The following is a 22,737-nucleotide window of genomic DNA, read 5'->3' on the forward strand; positions in this document are numbered from 1 at the left end:
ACCCCTTCAGCCGGGCACGGGTGAGCGGGTGCCCGGCGGGCCGCCGGTGCGCGTCATGGGACGGTCCCGGGCGTCGAACCCCAGAAGGAGACGCCGGGGAGATCAACTTCTCAACTTTCGGCAGCCGAGTTGAAGCGGACGATCAATCCCGGCATAGTGGTGCAAATCACAAAGCGCATCAGTCGCCGCGTGCACATCGGCACTCGCCGCTCCCGGCCCGGCTATGCGCAGGAACGCGCGGACAGGACATGACGCATGAGATCCGCCCCGCCGATCCGCGTGAAGATCCTCAGGATCCTGCTGGTGCCGCTGATCTCGCTGATCACCCTGTGGGCCTACCTCGCCTACGTCGACATCTCGGCCTTCACCGGGCTAGCGCACAGCACGAACCGGTACGACGCCGTAGGCGCCCCCACCCGCGCGCTGATCGTCGAGATCCAGCGCGAACGCCAGCTCACCGCCGCGCTGACCGGCCGTACGGCGGGCGACCCGGAGCTGAAGGCGCAGCGGGAGCGCACCGACAGGGCGGCGGCCAGGATCCGGGACGTCGCGGCGGCCGTGCAGCAGGACCCGCACATCGGCCCGCCGCCGGAGAACATCCAGGCGCTGCTCAACACGCTCGGCGGGCTGCCCGCCCTGCGCGACGCCGCCGACCTGGACCAGGTCCTCCCACTGCGGACGACGGAGGCGTTCAACGCGCTGGTCACCGTCGCCAACAGCCAGTTCGGCGACTCCGAGGTCAGCGACGTCTACTCCTACCAGGTGCTGCGCGGCCTGTCCTTCTACGGCTCGGCGGCGGAGTACCTCGCCAGGGAGAACGCCGTGCTCACCGTGGCCCTGGCCCGCGGGCGGATGACCCCGGCCGAGCACGCCTCCTTCGTCGCGGCGATGACCAGCCGCCGGCTCCAGCTCACCAACGCCGGCCGTGACATGGGCCCCGAGCTGACCGCCCTGCACGCCCGGCTTGAGGACAGCGACGCCTACAAGCGCTTCGAGCAGGCCGAGGACGAGCTCTACCGGTGGAACGTGGTCGGGCCGCCGCCGGTGGACCCGGACAGCTGGGGGCATGACGCGGGCGCCGCCTTCGCCGGGCTCAACGGCAACACCGACCAGGAGCTGCGCCGCGCCACGCTGAAGGGCCGGGACCTCGCCGTCGGCGGCCTGATGCGGATCGGCCTGGTCCTCGGGCTCGGCCTGCTCGCCGTCGTGCTGTCGATCTGGGCCTCCTACCGGTTCGGCCGCTCGCTGGTCAACGAGCTGAAGCGGCTCCAGGACTCCGCCGTCGAACTGGCCGAGGTGCGGCTGCCCAAGCTCGTCGAACGGCTGCGCAAGGGCGAGCACGTCAACCCCGCCGCGGAGGCCCCCGAGCTGGAACCGGCCAGGACCGCGGAGGTCGGCAGGGTCGTCGAGGCGTTCTCCGCCGTGCGGCGGACCGCGGTGGAGGCCGCCGTCGGCCAGGCCGTGCTGCGCAAGGGCGTCGGCCAGGTGTTCCTCAACCTGGCCCGGCGCAACCAGACCCTGCTGCACCGCCAGCTCACCCTGCTCGACACCATGGAACGCGAGGTCGAGGAGCCGGAGACGCTCGAAGGGCTGTTCAAACTCGACCACCTCACCACCCGCATGCGCAGGCACGCGGAGAACCTCATCATCCTGGCCGACGCCGCGCCCGGCCGCCGCTGGCGCGACCCGGTGCCGCTCTACGACGTGGTGCGCAGCTCGGTGCTGGAGGTCGAGGACTACACCCGGGTCACCGTGCTCGCGATGCCGCAGGCGCCGTTGCTCGTCGGCCCCGCGGTGACCGACGTGATCCACCTCATCGCCGAGCTGGTGGAGAACGCCACCGTCTTCTCCCCGCCGAACACCGCCGTGCAGGTGCGCGGCTCGGTGGCGGCCAACGGCTTCGCCCTGGAGGTCGAGGACCGCGGCCTGGGGCTCAACCCGGCCACCATGGCCGAACTGAACGCCCAGCTCGCCACCCATCCGGAGTTCGACCTGGCGGGCACCGACCGGATGGGACTCTTCGTGGTGTCCCGGCTGGCCGCCAGACACGGAATCAAGGTCCGGCTGCGGCCCTCGCCGTACGACGGCACCACGGCGATCGTGATGCTGCCACCGAGCCTGCTGGCCGAGCCCGCTCCCGACGGCACCCCGGGGAACGGCGTCTCCCTGTTCGACGCCGGTCCGCTCTACCCGGCCGGACGGACCATGTCCGCCGCCGCGCCCGCGGTCCGCGGCATGCCGCCGGTGCGCGCGCTGACCCCCGCCCCCCGGCCGTTCACACCACCGCTGTCCGCGCCGGTCCCGGCCCCGCCCATCGGCCCAGGCCGCGACAGCCACCGTGACAACCACCGCGACACCCATCGCGACGACGATTTCGACGACCTCGACGGCCTGCCGGTCCGGGTACGGCAGGCCAGCCTGGCACCGCAACTACGCAAGCCACCCGCACGGAAGGACCGCGACGTCACCACCCGCTCCCCGGAAGAGCTCCTCGACCTGATGACCTCCATGCAGGAGGGCTGGCGGAAGGGGCGCAGCGAGGCCGAGCGGCACCGTGACGTGTGGAACGGAAAGGACCTCCATGACCGACGCGAGAGCTGAGCTCAGCTGGCTGCTCGACGATCTGACCCAGCGCGTCGCGGGCGTTCGGCACGCGATCGTGCTGTCGGCCGACGGCCTGGCGATGGGCGGCTCGAAAGGGCTGACCCGGGAGGACACCGAGCACCTCTCGGCCATCGCGGCGGGCAGCCACAGCCTGGCGATGGGCGCGGGACGGCACTTCGCGCTGGGCGGCGTACGCCAGACGATCATCGAGCTGGAGGGCGGGTTCCTGTTCGTCACGGCCGCCGGTCAGGGCGCCCGGCTGGCCGTGCTGGCTGCGGGTGACGCCGAGCTGGGCCAGGTGACGTACGAGATGGCGCTGCTCGTCAAGCGGGTGGGCGAGCACCTGTCCACCCAGCCGAGGGGAGCGGCCCCGGCACCCGCCTGGAACGGAACGGGGCCGTGACGGACGACGACGACCCAGGACCGCTGGTCAGGCTGTTCGGGCTCACGGGCGGCCGGGTGCGGCCGTCCGGTGAGACGTTCGACCTGGTGGCGATCGTCACGACGGTCAGCATGCCGTTCGAGCCCGTCGGCCTGAATCCCGAGCACGAGTCCATGCTGGACATCTGCCTCAGGCCGACCCCGGTGGCGGACGTGGCGGCGCAGCTCCGGCTGCCGCTCAACATCACCCGTGTGCTGCTCGGCGACCTGCGGCGCGAGGGCCTGGTGACCATCGACGCCCCGCGGCCCGCCCAGCAGCTGATCGACGAACGCATCTACAGGGAAGTGCTCCATGGAATTCGCAGGCTCTGAACGCTCCCGGCCGGCCGGTGTGGCGCTCACGGCAGGCCCGACCGCCCTGAAGATCCTGGTCGCGGGCGGTTTCGGCGTCGGCAAGACCACCATGGTCGGGTCGATCAGCGAGATCCGCCCGCTGCACACCGAGGAACTCCTGAGCGACCGCGGCGTGGGCGTGGACGACACCTCAGGCGTGGAAGGCAAGATCACCACCACGGTGGCGCTGGACTTCGGCCGGATCACCATCCGCGAGGGCCTGTGGCTCTACCTCTTCGGCACCCCGGGCCAGGACCGGTTCTGGTTCATGTGGGACGAGCTGTCGCTGGGCGCCCTGGGAGCCGTCGTGCTCGCCGACACCCGCCGGCTGCAGGACTGCTTCCCGGCCGTGGACTACTTCGAGCAGCGCGGCCTGCCGTTCGTGGTCGCGGTCAACTGCTTCGACGGCGCCCGCCGGCACGACCCGGCCAAGGTACGGCGGGCGCTCGGCCTGGACGCGGCCACCCCGGTCGTCATGTGCGACGCCCGGCACCGGGCGTCCGTCAAGGAGGTCCTGACCACCCTCGTCACGCACGCGGTCGGCGGCGCGTACCGGCACGTGGACTGAGGTCAGCGCCTGACCGCTCGCAGGACGACGAACTTCGGGTTGCTCGCGACCACCTCGCAGCCGCCGAAGAGGCGGCGCAGTTTGGCGTGGTAGCCGAGATGCCGGTTGCCCACCACCCACAGCTCGCCGCCGCGGCGGAGCGCGGCCCGCGAGCCGGTGAACATCCGCCAGGCGGTGTCGTCGGACATCGCCCGGTGCGTGTGGAACGGCGGATTGTTCAGCACGACGTCCACCGAACCGGCCGGGATCCCGGACATGCCGTCGGCGACGACGAACTCCGCCCGGCCGCCGGCGTTCGCCTCGAAGGTGGCCCGGGCGGAGGCCACCGCCTGGTGGGACTCGTCCACGAAGGTCACCTCCGCGCCGCCCAGCGCCGCGGCCAGCCCGACCACGCCGTTGCCGCAGCCGAGGTCCACCACGCGTCCCGGGCCGATCCGGTCCGGGAGGCTGGTCAGGAAGAAGCGGGTGCCGACGTCGAGGCGGTCGGCGCAGAAGACGCCCGCGTGGCTGGTCACCGTCCGGCCGGAGACGGCGCCGATCCCGTCCGGCAGCGCGTAGGTCAGCGGCCACGGGTTGACGCCGCGGTCGATCGCCGGGTCCGGCGCGCAGTGGATGAGCCGGGCCTTCTTCGCCGCCAGCGACGTCTTCGTCGGCCCGAGGATCCGCTCGAACAGCCGCAGCGTCGAAGTGTGGATCTCGGTGACCATCCCCGCCCCGACGACGACCGTGCCCGCGTGCACGTGCGGCGCGAGCCGGTGCAACTGGTCCTCCAGCAGCGCGAGGCTCTTCGGCACCCGCACGAGCAGCACGTCGATCCGCTCCGGCGGCGCGTCCCTGCTGGTCAGCAGGTGCACGGCGGCCTCTGCGGCGCCGTTGCGCCGCAGGTTGGCCCGGGTCGCCTCCTGGGCGAGGAACGAGTCGCTGATCTGCGTCGGCCGGCACCCCGCCAGCGCGGTGACCAGCGCCCCCCACCGGTCGCCCAGCACGACCACCTGGCCGGACAGGTCCACCGGCTCCCCGTCGATCCCGTCGAGATGCCGCAGCAGATACTCGTCGGCCGCGTCCCATGCGCGTAGTTGATCCCGTGGATCCTCGGGAAACCGGGCGAGCTCGAACTCGCCTCTGGACGTCGTCAACCGGTTCATCGCCGTCAGGCTAGCGACTCCACCGCCCGATCCCCAATGACAGGCCGGGAGGACCCGGCGGCGGGGGACCTGCCGGTCGGCGTTCGTCACGCACCCTCCGGGGCGGGACGCGCGGAACGATTCCTTTGGGAAGACTATGCTTTCGTCCCGGTATGCGAAGTGTGGGAGAGCGGCAACCCGGGGTGGCGCGGGGGATCGCCGCCGTGGTGGTGGCCGGGTTCGCGGCCGTATACGGGTTCGCCGGGTCGCCGCTGGCGGTCGTCGTGTTCGGGCTGCAGCTTGTCTACGTTTTCCCGGGGCTGCGCAGGTTCCGGGGGAAGTGGCTGCTCGCCGTACAGGCCGTGGTGGTCTACGCGGCGGTGCTCGGGTCCGGGACCTCGGTGGGGATTCTCGGGTTCCTGGGCGGGTCGCTGCTGCTCACGTCCTGGTGGCCGCTGGCCGTACCGGTCGCGGTCAGCGCGGCGGTGCTCGGGCCCGCGGACCCGGCGATCAGCATGGTGCTCATGAGCCTGCTGATCTGTGGCCTGACCAGGCTCGCCGAGCGGGTCGAGGAGGTGCACGCCGCGCGGCTGACCCTGGCGGTGGCGGCGGTCGCGGAGGAGCGGCTGCGGATCGCCGCCGAGCTGAGCCAGGGGCTCGGCAGGGGACTCGCCGAGGTCGCCAGGGGGGTGCGGCTGGCCCTCGCCGAGCCGGACCGCGCGACGGAGACGCTGGGCGAGGTCACCGGCACCGCCCGCGGCTTCCTCACCGACGCCAGGAACGCCGCGGCCGGCTACCGCGCCACCTCGCTGGCGCCCGAGGTGACCACCGCCCGCGCGATGCTCGCCGCCGCCGGAGTGACGGCGGAGGTGCGGTCCGGCGAGGTCGAACCGGCCGGCCCGGCGGGGGCGCTGCTCGCCACCGTCCTGCGCGAGGCGGTCACCGAGATCGTCCGCCGGGCCACCGCGCGGACCTGCCTGATCGAGGTCTCCGGCACCCCGGGCACCCCGGGCACCGTACGGCTCCGCGTGATCAGCGACGACTCCAGCACGGCCGAGGACGCGGGGTTCGGCGACCTCCCGGGCCGGGTCGCCGCGGCCGGCGGCGTGCTCACCACCGGCCTGACCGCCGAGGGACGGCTGGTCGTCGAGGCCGTACTGCCCGACGTCCGGCAGCCGCTGGTGCCCGCCGACGACCGGGGCGCCTTCTGGCTCTCCATGGCCCTGCTGGCCGCGGTGCTGGTCGGCTTCTCGGTCAAGGCGCTGCTCATCGTGCCGGGCGCCATGATCGTGCCGGCCGCCGTCTGCCTCGTCGCGATCGTCTTCATGCAGCTCAGGTCCGTGACCGGATGGCACGTGGCGGGGCTCGGCCTGATGACGGCGCTCACCTACCTGCCGATCCTGGTCTTCGGGCGGCCCTGGCTGGGGTTGGCCGGGTTCCTCGCCGGGCCGCTGCTGCTCAGCCTCCGGTGGGCGGTGGCCTGGCCGCTGGTGGCGGGCTTGACGGGGAGCGTCGCGCTCCTGGCGGTGTGGCTGGAGCTGCCGGCCGCGCTGGTGGTCAACTACGCCGTGAGCACGGTGGTGACCGGCCTGGTCGTGTACGGGCTGATCCGGCTGGCGCAACAGGTGCGGGAGCTCCATGCGGCGCGGCAGGAGCTCGCCCGCGCCGCGGTCGTCGAGGAGCGCCTCCGCGCCGCCCGTGACCTGCACGACCTGCTCGGCCACAGCATGGCCGCGATCCTGCTCAAGTGCGAGCTGGCCCGCCGGCTGGACCCGGACCGCGCCCGCGCCGAACTGGCGGACGTGCTGGCGATGACCGAGCGCGCCGAGGCGGACATGCGGGCGGTGTCCGGCGGGACCGTCCGTGAGATGTCCCTGGAGTCGGAGGTCCGCTCGGCCCGCTCCGTGCTGTCCGCCGCGGGCATCGCGACCGACTCCGACCTGGCGGTGGGGGACCTTCCCGCGGACGTCGAGCACGTGCTCGGCGTGGTGCTCAGGGAGGCGGTGACGAACGTGCTCCGGCACAGTTCGGCCACCTCCTGCCTGATCTCGGCCACCCCGTGGGACGGCGGCGTACGGCTCCGCGTCCGCAACGACGGCGCCCGCCCGGCCGGGCGCGGGCGGGGCTCGTCCGGCCTCGGCAACCTGACCGTACGCCTGGCGGCCCTGGGCGGCACCCTCACCACCGAGACCACCGGCGACCGGTTCGAGCTGGACGCCTGGATCCCGATGGACCGGGCCGCGGCGGGCGCCGGGGTCACGGCAGGGCGATGACGACCCCCGCCGGGCACGTCGGCGGAACCGGCAGAGCGTCTTGCGGCGCTAGTCGACGGGGAAGAGCGCACGGAGGTTGCGCACGCCGGGATGGGAGTCGGCCCGGCGCCAGGCTAGATCGAGGGTGATCGGCGGGCCCGGCGGGGTGAGCGGCCGGAACACCACGTCGTCACGGCGCAGCCGGGCCTCGGAACCGGGGACCAGGGAGACGCCGATGCCGGTCGCCACCAGGCCGATGATGCTCTGCATCCGGGTGGCCTCCTGGACGACGCGCGGTTCGAAGCCCGCCCCGGCGGCCAGCTCGACGATCAGGTCGTGGAACATCGGGCCGCGCCGGCGGGGGAAGAGCACGAACGCCTCGTCCCGCAGCCTGGCCAGCGGCAGCGGGTCGAGCCTGGCCAGCGGATGCCCGGCGTGCAGCACCGCCAGCATCGGTTCGCGCGCCACGACCCTGGTCGCGACCGTCTGCGCGGCCTGCCAGCCGACCGGCCCGCGGATCAGGCCCACGTCGATGCCGACGGCGGTGAGCAGCTCGATCTGCTGGGCGCTGGTGAGCTCCTGGAGGACGACCTCCACCCCCGGATACCGGGCCCGGAACGCGCGCAGGACCGGCGGCAGCGTGACGTTCATCGCCGAGCCTACGAAGCCGACGGCCAGCCGCCCCGCCTCACCGCGCCCGGCCTGCCTGGCCAGCTCGGCGGCCCGCCCGGCGTGCGCGAGCGACCGCCTGGCCTCGGCCACGAACGCCTCCCCGGCCGCGGTGATCTGGACACTCCGGGTGTTCCGCTCGAACAGTACGACCCCGAGCTCCTCTTCCAGCCTGCGGATCTGCTGGCTGAACGGCGGCTGGCGGACCCCCGCCCGCTGGGCCGCCCGCCCGAAGTGCCGCTCCTCGGCCAGCAGGACGGCGTACTCCATCTGCCGCAGGTTCATCGGCCCAGCATAGGAATCAGCGCGAAGCGCCCAAGGTTCATCGGCCCAGCATAGGAATCAGCGCGAAGCGCCCAGGAAGCCCAGCACCTCGGCCACGAACCGGTCCCTGCCGCGCTCGGCCCGGTCCAGGTGCACATAATGCGTCGCGTCCGCGAGCTCGACCGAGCGGACGGCGGCGGCCCTGGTCAGGTGCCGTTCCAGCATGGCCACGTCCTGCGCGCGGCTCCAGAAGTCGCGCTCGCTCCGCACGACCAGGGTCGGCGCGGTGATCAGGCCGGCGTCCCACAACTGGCGGCCGGTGGCGAGATGGAAACTGTCCTCCAGCGCCCCGGACGGCGCCCGGAAACTCGGCGGCGTACGGCTGCCGCTGGTCGGGTCGGAGGCCAGCGCCGCCCTGACGTAGGCGTCCACGACCGCGGGATCACGCCACACGCTCTTGTCCGGCACCGGGATGCTGTCGTCCCACGAGGGCGACAAGCCGGCGCCGGTGGACAGCCGGTAGGCGCCGAACCGGGCGGCGTTGAACCGGCCGGGCCGCTCCGGATCCTCGAAGTCGCTGCCCGGCCCCATCGTGGGGTGCCCGGTCACCGGCCCGTACAGCGTGTTGTACAGCACCAGGTGGCTCACCCGGTTCGTGTACGTCGCCGCGTACTGTCCCAGCCAGTGACCGCCGGTGGCCCACCCGAGCAAAGCCACCTTGCCGTCGGGATGGGCGGCGCGGGTGCGCCGGGACACCTCCTCGACCACGGCGGCCACGTCCCGGACGACCTCGTCGGAGCGGACGGCGGGCGGGCCGGCGGACGGCGGCCGGGACATTGCGGCGGGCCGGGTGGAGCCGCCGTATCCCCGGGCGTCCATCACGAAGACCCGGTGGCCGGCGCGGGCCAGGTCGGCGGCGAGGGACCCGCCCGGCACCGGCAGGTCGAAACTGGCCACCCCCGGCACCCGGGCGCCGTGCAGCAGCAGCACCGGGCGTTTCGCCGCCCGCCCGCCGCCGGCCCGCACCTCGCGCACGGCGAGGCTCACCCCTTCGTCGCCCCGGACCCGGAAGTCCGTGCGCACCAGCCCGCCGGAACCCGCCCCGCCCGACTGGTCGGCCTCCTCCGGCCCGCCGTCCGTCACCGCCAGCATGGTCGCGGCGGCCAGCACGAGATGAAGCACCCGGCCCATCGGAAACTCTCCCCACGGTCACGCCGTGCCCCCGTCGGCACGGCCTCACCCGCGATCGTGCCGTCCGGCCCCCGGACAGCCGCCTCGCATATGGGAAACAGCCTGATTGATATGCGAAACGCGCCTAATGCTAGATCCAGCCCGCCTCGGCGGCGATGCGGACCGCGTCCGTGCGGTTACGGGCGTTGAGCTTGGCGACGATCGCGGTGAGGTAGTTGCGCACCGTGCCGCTGCTGAGGAAGAGCCGGTCGGCGATCTCGGTCGCCTCCGCGCCCCCGGCCACCAGGCGCAGCACGTCCACCTCGCGCGGCGTGAGCGGGTTGTCGGCCAGGTCCCACGCGGTGACCGCCAACTCCGGGTCGAGCACCCGCCCGCCCGCCGCCACCTCCCGGATCGCGGTCACCAGCCGCTCCGGCGGCGCCGTCTTCAGCAGGAACCCGTCCACCTTCGCGGTCAACGCCCTGCGCAGATGTCCCGGCTTGCCGTGCCCGGTCAGCATGAGCACCCGGCAGCCGGGCAGCTTCGCGCGCAGCTCGGTCGCCGCGCCCAGGCCGTCCAGCCTGCCCGGCATGTCGATGTCGAGCACCGCCACCTCCGGCCGGTGCACCAGGGCCGAGGCCACCGCGGCGTCGCCGGACTCCACCGCGTCGACGATCTTCAGATCAGGTTCCAGGCCGAGCAGCGCGACCAGGGCGCCCCTGATGACGTGCTGGTCCTCCGCCAGAAGCACATGAATCACAGACGTATGTCTATCAGTGTCCCATTCATGATGCCGTCACGCCCGATCGATGATCGGCTCCCTGGCCCATCCCGCCGCAGGTCAGCAGGCTGGAGGACATGACAGACGTGGTGCATTTGGCAGCCGTGAGCAAGGTCTACGGCAGGGGGCAGGGCGCCGTCGCCGCCCTGCGCGAGGTGACGGTGGGATTCCCCCGGGGCGGCTTCACGGCGGTGATGGGCCCGTCGGGTTCGGGCAAGAGCACGTTCCTGCACTGTGCCGCCGGTCTGGACACGCCCTCCTCGGGATCGGTACGGCTGGGCGGCACCGAACTCGCCGGCATGAACGAGACCCGGCTGACCGAGCTGCGCAGACGCCGGGTCGGCTTCGTGTTCCAGGCGTTCAACCTGATCTCCTCGCTGACCGTGCTGGAGAACATCACCCTTCCGCTACGTCTCGCCGGGGCCAAGGCGGACGAGGAGTGGCTGACGGAGATCGTCGGCCGGGTCGGTCTCGCCGGTCGTACCGGCCACCGCCCGGCCCAGCTCTCCGGCGGCCAGCAGCAGCGCGTGGCCATCGCGCGGGCGCTGGTCACCCGGCCGGAGGTGGTCTTCGGCGACGAGCCGACCGGCGCGCTGGACACGATGACCGCCCGCGACGTGCTGACGCTGCTGCGCGAGGTCGTCCGCGAGATGGACCAGACAGTGATCATGGTCACGCACGACCCGGTGGCGGCGTCCTACGCGGACACCGTGCTCTTCCTGGCCGACGGGCGGCTGGTGGACTCCATGGCCGCCCCGACCGTCGAGAAGGTCGCCGACCGGATGACCCGGCTGGGAGCGTGGAAGCGATGATCGGCCTCGCCCTCCAGACCCTCCGGCACCGTAAGGCCGGTTTCGCCGGCTCGTTCGTCGCCCTGCTGTGCGCCGCCATGCTGGTCTGCGCCTGCGGCATGCTCCTGGAGACCGGCCTGCGCGGCACCGTCGCCCCCGAACGTTACGCGGGCACCCCGGTGATCGTCGCCGCCGACCAGTTCGCCAGGGAGACCGTGCGCAAGTCCGAGGACAAGTCGAAGACCAAGGCCAAGCCGCTCGCCGAACACGCCTGGCTCCCCGCCTCCCTCGTCACCTCCCTCGGCCGTCTCCCCGGCGTCGCCCGGGTGATCGGCGAGGTCACGTTCCCCGTCCACGTCGTGGCGGGGGGAGCGTCGGCGGGTGGCCGGGCGCTCGGGCACGGGTGGGAGTCCGCCGGGCTCACGCCGTTCACGTTGCGGACCGGGCGTGCGCCGAGTGCCGCCGGGGAGGTGGTCGTGGACGCCGGCTCCGGGCTGGCCGTCGGTGACCGCCTGACCGCCGTCACCGTCTCCGGCACCCGCCCTTACCGCGTCACCGGCGTCACCGCGCAGTCCCTCCCCAGCGGTCGCACCCTCTTCTTCAGCTCGGCGGAGGCCCGCGCCCTCGCCGCCCGCCCCGGCCAGGTCAGCGCCATCGGCCTCTTCCCCCGCCCCGGCGCGGCCGGCGGTGCCACGACGGCCCCGGATGTCTCCGCCGTGCTGGCGCAGGCGAAGGCGTTCGCCCACACCGGGGACGAGCGCGGGGCCATCGAGTTCCCCGAGGCGGAGGCGGCCCGGGTGCGGCTGATCAGCCTGGGCGGGGCGCTCGGCGGCACGTCACTGCTGGTCGCCATCCTCGTCGTGGCCGGCACGTCCGCCCTGTCGGTGCAGCAGCGGGAGCGGGAGATCGCCCTGCTGCGCGCCGTCGCGGCCACGCCGGGTCAGGTACGCCGCATGCTCGGCGGTGAGGCGCTGCTCGTCGCCGCCGTGGCGGGGGCGATCGGCTCCGTCGCGGGTGTCGGGCTCGGCTTCTGGCTCAGGTCCAGGTTCGTCGCGCTGGGGGCGCTGCCCGAGCACCTGGGGCTGGTGGTCAGCCCGTTCCCGGTGCTCGCCGCGCTGTTCGCCACGGTGCTGGCCGCATGGGCGGCGGCCCGCCTCTCGGCCCGCCGCGCCGCCCGGATCCGTCCGGTGGCGGCGCTCGGCGAGGCGGCCCTGCCCGCGACGCGGCCGCCCCTGGGCCGGCTGATCGCCGGTCTGGGCTTCGTGGGCGGCGGCGTGGCCCTGACCATCGTGCTGTCCATGCTGTCGATCGAGGCCGCGTCCAGCCCGGTCACCATGCTCACCGCCCTGGTGTGGACCGTCGCGGTCACCCTCCTCGGCCCGATCGTCGCCCGTGCCGCGACCGCCCTGCTGGGCCCGCTGCTGCGCGTCTCCACGGCGGGCGGCTACCTCGCCGCCGCGAACCTGCGCACCGGCGCGAGGCGGCTGGCCTCCGTCATCGCGCCGCTCACCCTCATGGTGGCCATGACCTGCACGATCCTGTTCGTCCAGACCACGATGAGCAACGCCGCCCAGCGGGAGACCGCCACCGGCACCCGCGCCGACTACGTCCTCGGCCCGCACCTGCCCGCCAGCACCGCCCGGGCCCTCCGGCAGGTCCCCGGCGTCCAGGCGGTCACCGAGGTCCTGCACACCTCGGTCCGGATCGGCCTGGAGAAGTACACCGCCCAGGCGGTCACCCCGCAGAACCTGGCCAAGACCCTCGACCTCGGCGTGACCACCGGCTCCCTCACTCACCTCGCCCAGCCCCCGAACGAGGCCCCGGGCGGGCGGGTCGCGGTGGCGGTCAGCGCGACGGCGGCCGGGCGGCTCGGGGTCGCCGTGGGCGGGACGCTCCGGCTCACCCTGGGAGACGGTACGCCCGTCGTGGCGGAGGTCGTGGCGCTCTACTCGCGCGGCCTCGGGTACGGCGACCTGACCCTTCCGCACGCCCTGATCGCCCCGCACGTGGACGACCGGCTCGGCACCCTGCTCGTCTCCGCGCCCACGCTGCCGCGAACCGCGATCGCGGCGGCGGCCCCCGGCGCCCTCGTGCTCGACCGGGCCGAGGCCGTGCCGGCGAGCGCGCCCAACGCCGAGGTCAACTACGTGGCCATGGGCCTGATCGTCGCGTTCACCGCGATCGCCGTGGTCAACACGCTGGCCATGGCCACCTCGGACAGGTCACGCGAACTCGCCCTGCTCCGTCTCGTCGGCGCCACCCGGCGGCAGGTACTCAGGATGCTCACCCTGGAGACGCTCACGGCGGTCGTCGTCGCGGTCGTCCTGGGCTCCGGCATCGCCCTGGCCACCCTGTCGGCGTTCAGCACCGGTATGACCGGCTACGCCCTGCCGCACGTCCCCCCGCTCACCTACCTCGCGGTGCTCGCCACCGCCACCCTGCTTTCCCTCGCCGCCACCGCCCTCCCCGCCCGCTTCCTTCTCCGGCACCTCTCGGCGAGCCGTTGAAAGCTGTTCGGGAGCCCGGTCGAATGGTGCTCAGCACAATGGTCACTTTGTCGCGAAGGGGCAGCCGCGAATGACCGCCGGGCGGAGGCGCGAGGGTCGCATACGGCCGGGTGGACGACCTACCTCATCCAGGCACGACAACCCCTTACGGTAATCGGACCGAAACGTTAAAGTAATCGACTGATTCCAATGCCGAATGCGCGGTCGAGGGTGCCCAGATGCCGGTGGAGAAAACAGAGCGGGACATTCAGTCGCTGGTTGGACAGATCTCCCGAGGGGAGATCAAACTACCGGAAATCCAACGGGGATATGTATGGAAGCCAACGCAAGTGGCAAAACTGATTGAATCGCTCTATAGGGGATATCCCTCAGGTTCTCTGCTTTTCTGGCGCACCACCGCCGCACCGAAGACCCGCTCCGGCGGGTACGGCAACGGGGCCGTGCCGCCGCTGTTCCTGCTCGACGGCCAGCAGCGGCTCACCTCCCTGCACCGGGTGCTCGGCGACCACCCGCAGGCGCAGATCGTGTTCAACGTGGAGACCGAGGACTTCCAGAACCAGAGCGCGGCCACGGTCAAGGACGCGCGGTGGCTCAAGGTGTCCGAGGTGCTCCGGCCGGGCGCCAGGCAGTTCCCGGTCATCACCCGGCTGAGCGCGGCGTTGCCGGGGCTGGACCCCGACCTGATCGGCGAGCGGGTGAGCCGGCTGGCCGCGATCCGGGACCGGGCGTTCCACCTGGAGATCCTCACCGGCTTCTCCTACGAGGAGATCGCGCAGATCTTCGTCCGGATCAACAGCGGCCGGCCGCTGAAGACGGGCGACCTCGCGCTGGCCACCCTCTCCGCGCGGTGGCCCGGCGTCGTCGACAAGCTGGAGGCCGAGGCCGACCACTGGGCCAGGCGCAACTTCGGCGACCTCGACGTCGCCTTCCTCACCCGGGCGCTGACCGGCACGGTGCTCGGCCGGGGGCTGTCCACGTGGTCGCACGGCAGGCTGGCCGCGGCGAGCGACGAGGAGCTGGAGCGCGGCTGGGCCACCGTGCAGCGCGGGCTGCGGCATCTCGTCCCGCTGCTCAAGGAGAACCTCAAGGTCGTCAACAGCGGCCTGCTGCCCTCGCGGATGGCGTTGCTGCCGCTGATCGTGCTGCTCGGCGAGCGGCCCGACGATCCGCTGGACGCGGAGTCGACGCGGGCGCTGCTCTACTGGTTCCTGGTCGCGACGATCCGCAACCGGTACAGCAGCTCCACCGACACCCGGCTCGGTCAGGACATCCCGGTGACCAGGGAGCCCGACGCGGTCAGGAGGCTGCTCACCAACCTCGGCATCGCCGGCACCCGGGTGGAGGTGTCCCCGTCGGCCCTGGCCGGCCGTACCGTCGGCAGTCCGTACTTCTTCCTCAGTTACCTGGTGGCCCGGGAGGCGGGGGCCACGGACTGGTGGCACGGCACCCGGATCTGCGCCGGGGCCGAGGGCGGGCAGCGGATCGAGTACCACCGCATCCACCCGCAGGCGACGCTGCGCGACCACCCGGCCGGGTACACGAAGACCGAGATGAACGACCTGGCGAACCTCGCGTTCGTCTCCGGGCGGGCCAACCGCAAGATCGGCGACCGGCCGCCTTCGGTCTACTTCGTCGATCCGGCGCTTCCCCCGCTCAGCAAGGCCGAGCTGGCCGCCCACTTCGTCCCCTGCGAGGAAGAGTTGCGCGATGCCGACGTCTACCGCGACTTCCTCGCCGCCCGGCGGACCCTGCTGGCACAGGCCATGACCGACCTGCTGGACAGGTTCCGGCCCGCGTGGCTGGACGCGCCGTCCGCGGTGGCCGATCCGATCGCCGGCTGCGCCCTGGAGTTCGTGGTCTACCAGAGCTCGTGGGACGCGGGCCGGGTCGTCGCCACCGCCAAGGGCGACGGGCTGGACTGGGCCGGCTCGTTCGCGCTGGCCGACCTCGTGTCCGCGATCGACGCCGCCGACGGGGGCTTCGACAGCGATGTGATGATCGCCGGTGAGGCGGCTCCGGTGCGGCTCGAAGGAGACTCGCTGCACATCCCGATCGGCCCGTTCACGGTGTCGGGCACCCTCGACGAGTGGCGGCGGACGATCGCCAGGGAGAAGTCCGACGTGCTCCCGCTGTCCCGTTTCCCGGAGATGACGCCGGTGCCCTGGCGCGGCCCCCGGATGACCTTTCCGGTCACCGGTGCCGAATAGCTCTCGGTGAACTCACGGCAAGTATCCAGCCGGATTTTGGTAACAGGAGTAACCGGAACACCATAATCTGGGACGCATGCCAGATCGGGGGATAGAGCAGCCGAGAGCCAAGTCCGGGATCGCGCGTCTCATCGGCGCCGCGGTCGTCTCCGGGGTGCTGGTCGCCGGTGTGGCGCTGCCGGCCATCGGCGGCGCCGGACTGATGGTCGTGTCCGCGTCGGACGAGCTGGACCTCAAGCCGAAGGACCTGCCCGAGCCGCCGCTCGCGGAGAAGACGACGGTGCTCGACGCCAAGGGCCACGAGATCGCGCAGTTCTACGAGAAGTACCGCGAGATCGTCCCGCTCAGCGACGTCGCCACGGTGATGAAGGACGCGATCATCTCGATCGAGGACTTCCGCTTCTACGAGCACGGCCCGATCGACATCGAGGGCACCCTCCGCGCCATGGCGAAGAACCTGCAGTCCGGCGGGGTGAGCCAGGGCGGTTCCAGCATCACCCAGCAGTATGTGAAGCAGGTGCTGCTGAACAACGCCGTCACCAAGGAGGAGCAGGAGAAGGCGCTGGAGGCCAGCTACGCGCGCAAGCTCAACGAGCTGCGTTACGCGATGTCGGTCGAGAAGAAGTACACCAAGGACGAGATCCTGGGCAAGTACCTCAACATCGCCTACTTCGGCGCGGGCGCCAACGGGATCGAGGCCGCCGCCCAGCGGTTCTTCGGAGTCTCGGCGTCCCAGCTCGACCTGGTCCAGGCCGCCACGCTGGCGGGAGCCGTACAGTCTCCGATCAGCACCGACCCGAGCCAGGGCAACGAGCAGCGCAGGCGTCTCCTGGACCGGCGCAACACCGTGCTCACCCGGATGGCGGAGCTCGGCAAGATCACGCCGCAGCAGGCCGCCGACGCCAAAAAGCAGAAGCTGGGCTACAAGGGCACCCCGATCCCCGGCGGATGCGGTGAGAGCAAATATCCGTACTTCTGCCTTTATGTGCGGAACGAGATTCTCAACAACTCCGACTTCGGCAAGTCGCCCAAGGCCCGCCTCCAGCTCCTGCAGCGGGGCGGTCTGACGATCAAGACCACGATCGATCCCGGCATGCAGAAGGCGGCGGACGACGCGATCAGGAAGCGGGTCTTCGCCTCCGACCACCCGCTCGCCTCCGAGGCCCTCGTCCAGCCGGGCACCGGCGCCATCAAGGCGATGGCCGCGAGCCGGAAGTACAGCGAGACCAAGGGACAGAACGCGGTCTCCTACAACGCCGTCGCCGACCGGGCGCACGGCGGACTCGGCGGCTTCCAGGCCGGCTCGACGTTCAAGACCTTCACGCTGCTCACCGCCCTCAAGGAGGGCTACAAGATCAACGACGGCTTCACCGTGGGCGCCGGCTACCGGGCGGCGGGCTACTCGACGTTCACGAACTGTGAGGGCGGCCGGATCGGCGACCCGACGCACGTCGTCACCAACGACGAGGGGTCGGGCGGCTTCCAGACGCTCCAGACGGGCACCTGGGGCTCGGTCAACACCTTCTTCCTGACCCTGGAGGAGAAGGTCGGCCTCTGCGACGTCGTCAAGACCGCGAAGTCGCTGGGCATCAAGCGGGCCGACGGGCAGAAGCTTCAGGAGTTCGAGACGTTCACGCTCGGCACCAACGAGATGGACCCGGTGACCGTGGCCGCCGCGTACGCCGGAATCGGCGCCCGCGGGAAGTACTGCGTGCCGATGGCCATCAGCGAGATCACCGACCGCGACGGCAAGGTCACCACCTACCGGCCCAAGTGCCGCCAGGCGATCGACCCGGAGGTCGCCGACGCCGCCGCCGACATCCTGTCCGGTGTGTTCACCAGGGGCACGATGAAGAACGTCGGCGGCATCGGCCGCGACGCGGCGGGCAAGACCGGCACCACCGACGACCAGGCATCGGCGTGGTTCGCCGGGTTCACCCCCGACCTGGCCGGCGCGGTCAGCATCGGAGACCCGCGCGGCGCCCAGGACAACAAGCTGAACAACGTCACCATCGGCGGCGACTACTACCCCGCGGTCTTCGGAGCCACCATCCCCGGCCCGATCTGGAACGACACCATGAAGGCCGCGCTGAAGGGCATCCCGGCCACCGGCTTCACCCCGATCAACGCCGCCAGGTTCGGCGGCTGCGGCCAGAGCTGCGCGCCCAGGCCCCCGGCCAACCGCGGCGGAGACGAGGAGCGCGGTGGCCCGGACGCCGGTCCCGGCGGCGGCGGCAACCCGGACGACGCCACCAACCCGCTCAACGCCGGCCCGCCCAACGCCGGCGGGGCGCCGGACGACCGGGGCAACCGGGGCGGCCGGGGTGGTCCCGGCGACCAGGGCGGTCCCGGTGGCCGGGGCGGTCCAGGAGGACGCTGACCCACTTCCTGCCCGGCCGGTACCCCCTGTGACACGGCACCTTGGGGGACGGCCGGGCAAGTCGTGACCGTAAGAAGGCGCGGCCTCGGGCGTTTCGGTCTCCGGCGGAGGGTAGTCGCCTGGTAACCGAAGGGAGACGCTGATGCCCGAACGGCCGAAGGCGCCCGAGTTCATGGAAGAGACCGACGTCGTCGAATTGCTCATCCGGCAGCACATGATGATCCGGCAGCTGTTCGACGAGGTGGAGGAGACTCCCGCGAGCGATCGCGCGGAGGCATTCCAGCGGCTGGTGCGGCTGCTCGCCGTGCACGAGACGGCGGAGGAGGAGATCGTCCACCCCTACGCCCGGCGGAAGATCGAGGACGGGGACAACGTCGTCCGGGACCGCCTGCGCGAAGAGCGGGAGGCGAAGGAACTCCTGTCGGTCATGGACAAGGCGGGAGTGGCGGACCAAAATTTCTCCACGAACCTGGCGAAGCTCCGCGCGGCCGTGCTCGCCCACGCCAACAGTGAGGAGCGCTACGAGTTCGCCAGGCTCCGGGAGGCGACGACCGAGGCCGAGCGCCGCGCGATGGCCGCCGGGGTGAAGGCGGCCGAGGCCCTCGCACCGACCCACCCGCATCCCGGCGTGGAGTCGATGAAGAAGAACCTGCTGATGGGGCCGCCCACGGCCCTGATGGACCGGACCCGCGACGTCATCCGCAAAGCCATGCGAAAGAGCTGACCGGAACTCGCGCGATTCTCTTCCCCGCCGCCGTTTCGCCAGGTGGCAGCACGTTTTCCCGGGTCCGCGGCAGCGGCGTCCCGGCAGTTACGGGCTCGCCGCCGGCGAAGCTGCGATAAGCTTGTCGAAGACGACGCGGGGTAGAGCAGCTCGGTAGCTCGTTGGGCTCATAACCCAAAGGTCGCAGGTTCAAATCCTGCCCCCGCTACCAGGAACGAAAGGCCCGGTTTCCATCATGGAGACCGGGCCTTCGTCGATTGCGCGATCCGTCCCGGCATACTGGGCAATCTCATGTCTCAAGCGCGCATTCTCGTCGTGGACGACGAACCACAGATTCTGCGGGCGCTCCGCATCAACCTCCTCGCCCGTGACTACGAGGTCGCGGTCGCGGCCGACGGCGGGGAGGCCCTGCGGCAGGCCGCCGACTGGCACCCCGACCTGGTCGTGCTCGACCTCGGCCTGCCCGACCTGGACGGCGTCGAGGTGATCCACGGGCTGCGCGGCTGGACCAGCGTCCCGATCCTCGTGCTGTCCGGCCGTACGGCCAGCCAGGACACCATCGACGCGCTGGACGCGGGCGCCGACGACTACGTGACCAAGCCCTTCCGCCTCGACGAGCTTCTCGCCCGCATTCGCGCCATCACCCGCAGGAGTGCCGCGCACGACCCCGGCTCGGCCCGGGTGCTCATCGGCGACCACGAGGTCGACCTGTCGGGCAAGACGATCACCGGCGGTGTGCGGCTCACCCCGACCGAATGGCACCTGCTGGAGATCCTGGTCCGCAACCCCGGCAAGCTGGTCAGCCAGCGCCAGCTCCTCACCCAGGTCTGGGGCCCCTCCTACGTCAAGGAGACCAACTACCTGCGCCAGTACATGGCCCAGCTCCGCCGCAAACTGGAACGCGACCCGGCCAACCCCGCCCACCTGATCACCGAACCCGGCATGGGCTACCGATTCACCCCTTAACCAGATGAACGCGAGTTAAGTAGGGTCTTCTAACCGGGTCAACGGCTGGCTCGGTGGATCATGGAGGGACCCCTCGTGCTCGAAGCGCAGGGACTGCGGAAGCGTTACGGAGCTAAAGATGCGCTCAGGGACGTCAGCCTGTCGCTCCGCCAGGGCGAGATGTTCGGCTTCGTCGGCGCGAACGGCGCGGGCAAGACGACCACCATGCGGATCATCATGGGCGTCCTGGAGGCCGACGAGGGGGAGGTGCGCTGGCAGGGCAGGCCGCTGTCCTTCGATGACCGGCGCGGGTTCGGTTACATGCCCGAGGAACGCGGCCTCTACCAGAAGATGAAGGTCGGCGAGCAGATCGACTACTTCGGCCGGCTGCACGGGCTGACCCCCGCCGCGTCGGCGGCGGCCACCGGCGAGCTGATCGAACGCCTCGGCATCGCCGAGCGCAGGAACGACCGGGTCGAGGCACTCTCCCTGGGCAACCAGCAACGCGTCCAGCTCGCGGTCGCCCTCGTGCACCGGCCCACGGTGCTCATCCTGGACGAGCCGTTCTCCGGCCTCGACCCGATCGCGGTGGACGCGCTGGCCGAGGTGCTCGCCGAGCGGCGAAGCGCCGGGGTGCCGGTGATCTTCTCCAGCCACCAGCTGGAACTGGTGGAGCGGATGTGCGACTCGGTCGGCATCATCTCCGCCGGCCGGATGGTCGCGGCCGGACCGGTCGAGGAGGTCCGTGCCAGGGAAGGCAGGCGGACGCTCAAAGTGGTGGTGCGCGACGCCGTACCAGGATGGGCGGACGGCCTGCCCGGCACGCTCACCACCGAGGGGGACCGGCAGACGCTGACCGTCACCGAGGGCGACGACCAGTCCGTGCTCGGCGCCGCCGTACGGGCGGGCCGGGTGGAGCATTTCGGCTGGGAGCAGCCGACGCTCACCGAGATCTTCAGGGAGGCGGTGGCGTGAGCAACCTCTGGCTCGTCGCGCGGCGGGAGATCGCCATCCGGGCGCGGACCCGGAGCTTCGTCGTCGGCCTCCTGGTGACCGCGGTGATGGTGGCCGGAGTGTCCTTCCTGCCCCGGCTGTTCGGCGGCCCCGACTCCTTCACCGTCGGCCTGGTCGGCTCGGCGGCGCTGGAGCCCGCCGTCAAGACGCTCGCCCAGGACGTCACGGTGACCTTCCGGCGCTTCCCCGACGAGGCCGCCGCCCGTGCCGCGGTCACCGAGGGCGACGTGGACGCGGCCGTCGTGGACAACCGGTCGCTGCTCGCCGACGGCGAGGTGCAGCAGAGCCTGGGCGCGCTCCTGAAGAGCGGGCACCAGGTCGTGCAGACCGAGGAACGGCTGCGCGCCGCGGGGCTCGACCCGGCCAAGGTCGCCGAGGCCACCCGGGTGCCGCCGCTCCAGGAGGTTTCGGTCAGCGCGGCGTCCGGCGACGCCGGGGTGCGCGCGGGCGTCGCCACCGTGGTGGTCCTGGCGTTGTTCTTCCTGCTCATGTCGAGCGTGATGCAGGTCGCGATGGGGGTGGTGGAGGAGAAGGGCAGCAGGATCGTCGAGCTCCTGCTCACCTCGATCCGGCCGTGGCAGCTCCTGGGCGGCAAGATCGTCGGGCTCGGCGTGCTCGGCCTGGTCAACCTGGTCGTGGTCATCGTCGCCGGGCTCGGCTCGGCCTTGGCCGCCGGTCTCGTCGCCGACCTGCCGCCGGGGATGGCGGGCATCGTGGCCGGCGCGGTGGTCTGGTTCCTGCTCGGCTACGCGTTCTTCGCCGCGATGGCCGGCTCGCTCGGCGCGCTGGTCTCCCGCCAGGAGGAGGTCAGCAGCGTCCTCACCCCGATGATGACCCTGATGATGGCCGCCTACTTCGTGGCGTTCTTCGCGGTGGCACAGCCCACGGCCACCCTCGCCAGGGTCCTGTCACTGATCCCGCCGTTCTCCTCGATGGTGATGCCGGTCCGGATGGCCGCCACCGAGGTTCCGCTGTGGGAGGTCGCCCTCGCCGCCGTCCTCATGGTGCTGGCGGTCGTCGGGGTGCTCCTACTCGGGGCGCGCATCTACCGGCGCGCCGTGCTCCGCACGGGCGCCCGCGTCGGACTCGGCGAGGTCCTGCGCAACGGCTGACGCCCCGCCCGCGGGCCGGTCGTCACCGAGGCAGGGTACGGCCGGCCCCGTAGCAGCGCGGACGGTTCCGCGGCGTGAGGATGCGCATCGGCTGCTTCTCCAGCCGGGCGACGAACTCGGCGGCCGTCCGCGCGTCGGACAGGATCCGGTGGGCCTGCTCGCCGGCCTCCGGGAGCTGGCCGCGCTTGGCCAGCTCGGCCTCCAGGAAGGTCAGCGGCTCCGGATCACCGGTGCCGCGGGCGGCCACCGTGGCCCGTGCCGCCGTGAGCAGGCGCAGATAGTAGGCGCGCAGGGTCGCCTCGCGCATCCGGACCTCCTCAAGGTCGTCCAGCAGCGTCCGGGCAACCTCCAAGAGGTCGCTCGCGCTCGTCGTTTCCGCGGTGATGTAGGCACGGATGTCGTCGAACTCAGACCGGGTCATGATGGACACCTCCTGGGAGGAGAGCTCTCGTGCCTACTTCGTATCGCGCCGCGATTGCGGACCACTTGCTGTCCGGTTGCTCGCCGGCCGAGGTTTGAGCCCTCCTGGCGAGGGAATGGTCAGGAAGTTACCTGAGTGGCTCATGGCACCCATGGAGTGCTGCTAAGGTTTTGTCCTGCAGGGCGGCCCGCGAGGCCGCCACCCACTCGGTGGCGATCAGCGATCCGGCCCCTGCATCCCCTCTCTCCTCGCTGGGATCATCGACGCCGATGCGGCACGGTTCGCCTCGGTCGAAATGACCTGGTAAGTTAGAGGGGTTGTCCCGGAAACGGGGCGGTCGGAATTCTAAGCGGATCCGCTGGTTTGACTGAAACCGGCGGGGACAATAGAGTGAAGACAACAAAACAAAAGCGGAAACGCCCCGGAAAAT

The 22,737-nt window shown here is 71.7% G+C and carries 18 protein-coding genes and 1 tRNA gene; 14 read left to right on the forward strand and 5 right to left on the reverse strand.

The window, feature by feature from the left end; translation table 11 throughout:
• Positions 1 to 255 precede the first annotated feature (255 nt).
• The 4 genes from QSK26_RS13690 to QSK26_RS13705 are packed head-to-tail and all read left to right on the forward strand — an operon-like array spanning position 256 to position 3,946.
• Positions 256 to 2,601 (forward strand): sensor histidine kinase, encoded by a 2,346-nt coding sequence (locus QSK26_RS13690; protein ID WP_285775466.1) that lies wholly within the window; start codon positions 256 to 258, stop codon positions 2,599 to 2,601.
• Positions 2,582 to 3,007, forward strand: a complete 426-nt coding sequence (locus QSK26_RS13695; protein ID WP_285775467.1) for a roadblock/LC7 domain-containing protein — start codon at positions 2,582 to 2,584, stop codon at positions 3,005 to 3,007. The genes QSK26_RS13690 and QSK26_RS13695 overlap by 20 nt, the downstream gene beginning before the upstream one ends.
• Positions 3,004 to 3,357, forward strand: coding sequence for a DUF742 domain-containing protein (locus tag QSK26_RS13700; RefSeq protein WP_285775468.1), 354 nt, complete (start codon positions 3,004 to 3,006; stop codon positions 3,355 to 3,357). The genes QSK26_RS13695 and QSK26_RS13700 overlap by 4 nt, the downstream gene beginning before the upstream one ends.
• Complete coding sequence (locus tag QSK26_RS13705; RefSeq protein ID WP_285775469.1) at positions 3,338 to 3,946, forward strand: GTP-binding protein; 609 nt, start codon at positions 3,338 to 3,340, stop codon at positions 3,944 to 3,946. Before QSK26_RS13700 ends, QSK26_RS13705 begins: the two co-directional genes overlap by 20 nt.
• 2 nt (positions 3,947 to 3,948) lie before the next feature.
• On the opposite strand, the gene QSK26_RS13710 is transcribed toward QSK26_RS13705, so the two are convergent.
• Positions 3,949 to 5,091: a methyltransferase gene (locus QSK26_RS13710; protein WP_285775470.1), complete on the reverse strand. Its 1,143-nt coding sequence runs from the start codon at positions 5,089 to 5,091 to the stop codon at positions 3,949 to 3,951.
• A 152-nt stretch (positions 5,092 to 5,243) separates the two neighbouring features.
• Here QSK26_RS13710 and QSK26_RS13715 point away from each other — a divergent pair, with 152 nt between their 5' ends.
• Positions 5,244 to 7,343, forward strand: coding sequence for a sensor histidine kinase (locus tag QSK26_RS13715; protein ID WP_285775471.1), 2,100 nt, complete (start codon positions 5,244 to 5,246; stop codon positions 7,341 to 7,343).
• A 48-nt stretch (positions 7,344 to 7,391) separates the two neighbouring features.
• Here the strand turns inward: QSK26_RS13715 and QSK26_RS13720 are convergent, their stop codons facing one another.
• The 3 genes from QSK26_RS13720 to QSK26_RS13730 all read right to left on the reverse strand — a co-directional run bounded on the left by QSK26_RS13720 (position 7,392) and on the right by QSK26_RS13730 (position 10,185).
• The gene (locus tag QSK26_RS13720) at positions 7,392 to 8,276 is read right to left on the reverse strand and encodes a LysR family transcriptional regulator (RefSeq protein ID WP_285775472.1); all 885 of its coding nucleotides are present in this window, start codon (positions 8,274 to 8,276) and stop codon (positions 7,392 to 7,394) included.
• Positions 8,277 to 8,333: 57 nt separating this feature from the next.
• Complete coding sequence (locus QSK26_RS13725) at positions 8,334 to 9,446, reverse strand: alpha/beta fold hydrolase (protein WP_285775473.1); 1,113 nt, start codon at positions 9,444 to 9,446, stop codon at positions 8,334 to 8,336.
• Positions 9,447 to 9,576: 130 nt separating this feature from the next.
• On the reverse strand, positions 9,577 to 10,185 hold the full coding sequence (locus tag QSK26_RS13730; protein WP_285775474.1) for a response regulator transcription factor: 609 nt from the start codon (positions 10,183 to 10,185) through the stop codon (positions 9,577 to 9,579).
• A gap of 98 nt (positions 10,186 to 10,283) precedes the next feature.
• Between QSK26_RS13730 and QSK26_RS13735 the strand changes: the two genes are divergently transcribed.
• The 9 genes from QSK26_RS13735 (at position 10,284) to QSK26_RS13775 (ending at position 21,886) form a co-directional block, all read left to right on the forward strand.
• Positions 10,284 to 11,018, forward strand: a complete 735-nt coding sequence (locus QSK26_RS13735; RefSeq protein WP_285775475.1) for an ABC transporter ATP-binding protein — start codon at positions 10,284 to 10,286, stop codon at positions 11,016 to 11,018.
• On the forward strand, positions 11,015 to 13,504 hold the full coding sequence (locus QSK26_RS13740) for an FtsX-like permease family protein (RefSeq protein WP_285775476.1): 2,490 nt from the start codon (positions 11,015 to 11,017) through the stop codon (positions 13,502 to 13,504). Before QSK26_RS13735 ends, QSK26_RS13740 begins: the two co-directional genes overlap by 4 nt.
• 218 nt (positions 13,505 to 13,722) lie before the next feature.
• On the forward strand, positions 13,723 to 15,711 hold the full coding sequence (locus QSK26_RS13745) for a GmrSD restriction endonuclease domain-containing protein (protein ID WP_285775477.1): 1,989 nt from the start codon (positions 13,723 to 13,725) through the stop codon (positions 15,709 to 15,711).
• Between the two features lie 76 nt (positions 15,712 to 15,787).
• On the forward strand, positions 15,788 to 18,091 hold the full coding sequence (locus QSK26_RS13750) for a transglycosylase domain-containing protein (RefSeq protein ID WP_285775478.1): 2,304 nt from the start codon (positions 15,788 to 15,790) through the stop codon (positions 18,089 to 18,091).
• Positions 18,092 to 18,233: 142 nt separating this feature from the next.
• Positions 18,234 to 18,815, forward strand: coding sequence for a hemerythrin domain-containing protein (locus QSK26_RS13755; protein ID WP_285775479.1), 582 nt, complete (start codon positions 18,234 to 18,236; stop codon positions 18,813 to 18,815).
• A gap of 134 nt (positions 18,816 to 18,949) precedes the next feature.
• A tRNA-Met gene (locus QSK26_RS13760) sits at positions 18,950 to 19,026 on the forward strand.
• 80 nt (positions 19,027 to 19,106) lie between these two features.
• The gene (locus QSK26_RS13765) at positions 19,107 to 19,781 is read left to right on the forward strand and encodes a response regulator (protein ID WP_285775480.1); all 675 of its coding nucleotides are present in this window, start codon (positions 19,107 to 19,109) and stop codon (positions 19,779 to 19,781) included.
• Positions 19,782 to 19,841: 60 nt separating this feature from the next.
• Positions 19,842 to 20,735 carry an ABC transporter ATP-binding protein gene (locus tag QSK26_RS13770; protein ID WP_285775481.1) on the forward strand — a complete coding sequence of 298 codons (894 nt, stop codon included), beginning with the start codon at positions 19,842 to 19,844 and terminating at the stop codon, positions 20,733 to 20,735.
• Positions 20,732 to 21,886 (forward strand): ABC transporter permease, encoded by a 1,155-nt coding sequence (locus QSK26_RS13775; RefSeq protein WP_285775482.1) that lies wholly within the window; start codon positions 20,732 to 20,734, stop codon positions 21,884 to 21,886. The genes QSK26_RS13770 and QSK26_RS13775 overlap by 4 nt, the downstream gene beginning before the upstream one ends.
• 22 nt (positions 21,887 to 21,908) lie before the next feature.
• Here QSK26_RS13775 and QSK26_RS13780 read toward each other — a convergent pair whose 3' ends face one another.
• Entirely contained in the window at positions 21,909 to 22,307 is a 399-nt protein-coding gene (locus QSK26_RS13780) for a hypothetical protein (RefSeq protein WP_285775483.1), read from the reverse strand.
• Between the last annotated feature and the right edge of the window lie 430 nt (positions 22,308 to 22,737).

The sequence above is a fragment of the Microtetraspora sp. NBRC 13810 genome (assembly GCF_030268685.1).
Classification (GTDB): domain Bacteria; phylum Actinomycetota; class Actinomycetes; order Streptosporangiales; family Streptosporangiaceae; genus BSRQ01.